This window comes from Alcanivorax sp. HI0044 (assembly GCF_001634945.1).
Map to the genome: position 1 here is coordinate 1 of NZ_LWEZ01001967.1, position 2,187 is coordinate 2,187.

Annotated in this window: 2 protein-coding genes; one reads left to right on the plus strand and one right to left on the minus strand. The window is 57.1% G+C overall.

Annotation, left to right across the window (positions count from 1 at the left end; all coding sequences use genetic code 11):
* Nucleotides 1-201: 201 nt before the first annotated feature.
* A complete protein-coding gene (locus tag A3730_RS29115) occupies nt 202-1,629 on the minus strand; it encodes an AarF/ABC1/UbiB kinase family protein (protein ID WP_063519404.1) in 1,428 nt (475 codons plus the stop codon).
* Between the two features lie 90 nt (nt 1,630-1,719).
* Between A3730_RS29115 and A3730_RS29120 the strand changes: the two genes are divergently transcribed.
* Nucleotides 1,720-2,187 (plus strand): alpha/beta fold hydrolase (locus A3730_RS29120; RefSeq protein WP_156501444.1); only part of this gene is annotated, 468 nt, incomplete at its 3' end.

Here is a 2,187-nt window from a genome sequence, read left to right on the forward strand (position 1 = left end):
TTGGCTATTCAGGAGGGAGGATATTGGCAACCCGAAACCTCTGAAAGCCTCGAAAAACGGCCGGTTCAGGTGAACCGGCCGATGAGCAGGGTGCTAACCTTATTGTGCACGTGCCAGCTTGGCAAATGACAAATGGTTATCGCACCGATAAGTGGGTGATAAATGAGCGTTTTGGCCTGTCAGCACCTGTAATCATGGGAATTACCCGCCCGGACTGATCGTTTTTCGATCAACAAGGGCGATATCGTCCTCTTCTTGCATGTGAATGAAAGGCTCAAGGATGGTGTTGCCACGGACCTCCGACTCGATTACATGCAAAAAGGTGTATGCGCCAAGCAGCTTGCGGGCCAGGAAGATAAATTCCTTGGGGGGTACATCGAAATGCACTGAGAGGGCATTGCGGCCGGCACGATTCATGATGCGACTGGGCAGGTTGCTCCTGCCCCAGCAGTACTCGCCATTCTCATTGAGCACGGCGGCCGGGGGCGGGAAACGGTCCGGGTCCTGCAACACTTCAACCGCTTCGAAGCAGAGTTCGGAGAACTCCTCGAGCAATTTGCGCGGGGCGTTACGGGCCAGGAAATCCAGGGCGTTGAGCGCCCGGATCAGCCGGTCAGTGTCATGGTAGAAGGAGGCGCGAATCATTTCCCGGCCCGGGCCAAGCACTTCGTTGTCGAAATCACGGATGGCGCCGAAATCCAGCAGCACGATCTGGTCTTGCTCCGGGGTTTCCCCAATACGCAGCAGGTAGTTGCCGAAATTCGGGTCCGTTTGCATCTTGTTCCATTCGAACACTTCCCGGCAGCACAGCTCCATGATGGCGCGGCCGATAAAGTTGCGGCGGGTCTGGGACAGCTCAAGGACGGCGGGATCGTTGACGCCAATACCACGCTCGAAGGTCATGCACATGATGTTGTGGGTGGAGAATTCCGGAATAATTTCCGGCACCACGAAACGCGTGTCATCGGCCAACGCGGCGCGAAAATGGCGGGTGGTGTGGGCTTCAAGATCATAATCCACTTCACGCTTGAGCATCTCGCGCACTTCATCGAGCCACATATTAAATTGCTCGGTCATGGGCACCAGTCGGCTCAACTTCAACAGGCGCACCAGCGCACGCATGTCGGAATCAATCGCGTCAGCCACGCCGGGATACTGGATCTTCAGACACAGTTCCTTGCCATCTGACTTGCGCACCGCCTTGTGGACCTGCGCCAGCGAAGCGGCCCCCAGTGGCTGCTCTTCAATCTCAAGCTCAGCCAGTTTAACTTCACCGAGCTGGCGTTTGAGGTGTCTCTCGATGGCGGGCCATTCCAGTGCCGTTGTCTGGTTTTCCAGTGTATGCAGTGCCGTGGTGACCTCTTCTGGCAGGAAGTGCTCGCCGAACAACGCCATCATCTGGCCAATTTTCACCACCGAGCCTTTCAGGCTGCCCAGCTCTTCAACCAGCTCCTGAGCACGGGCAGACAAGATTTCCTTGCGCCGGTCATCACGCTTGTCTTTAGCGGTGAACAGTGTCCCTGCGCTGGCGGTAGCGTACTTGGCGCCAGCCAGAAAGCCGGCTTTGGCCATGGAGAAGCGTCGCTCCACAGAACCTGTTTTAACCCGTTTTACTGTTTTACGTGCCATAGTCGCGAGGAAACTCCATTTGCCATCCTGAAAGCCGGTGGCATTCTAGCCCGTATTACCAAGCGGGTCATTGTCCCAAGGAGATAACAAATGGCGAGAACCTGGGTGTTATTGCGAGGCCTGGTTCGTGAAAAGCGGCATTGGGAGACGTTCCCGGAGCAGTTTCAGGCGGCGGTGCCACAGGACACGGTGATTACACTGGACCTGCCCGGTAACGGTGAATTCTGGCAGGAACGCAGCCCGACGCGGATTGCGGCCATGGTGGCCCATGCCCGCGAACAACTGCACGCCCAAGGACGCAGTGGCCCTTATCATGTGGTGGCGCTGTCGCTGGGGGCGATGATGGCGGTGCAGTGGCTTTGCCAGGCGCCCCATGAAATCGCGTTTGCCGGCCTGATCAACACCAGTGCCAGTCGTTTCAGTCCTTTTTGGCAGCGCTTGCGACCCATGAATTACCGCCGACTGTTGCGAGAGGCCGTGCTTAGCCGCGACACCCTGCGCAAAGAGACCGCCATCCTCGAGATTACCTCGAATATGCGCGAACGTGATTTTCTGCAC

Excerpts from the sequence above, each read along its gene's own strand:
- A3730_RS29115 (WP_063519404.1), bottom strand. The coding sequence starts at position 1,629 with ATGGCACGTAAAACAGTAAAACGGGTTAAAACAGGTTCTGTGGAGCGA.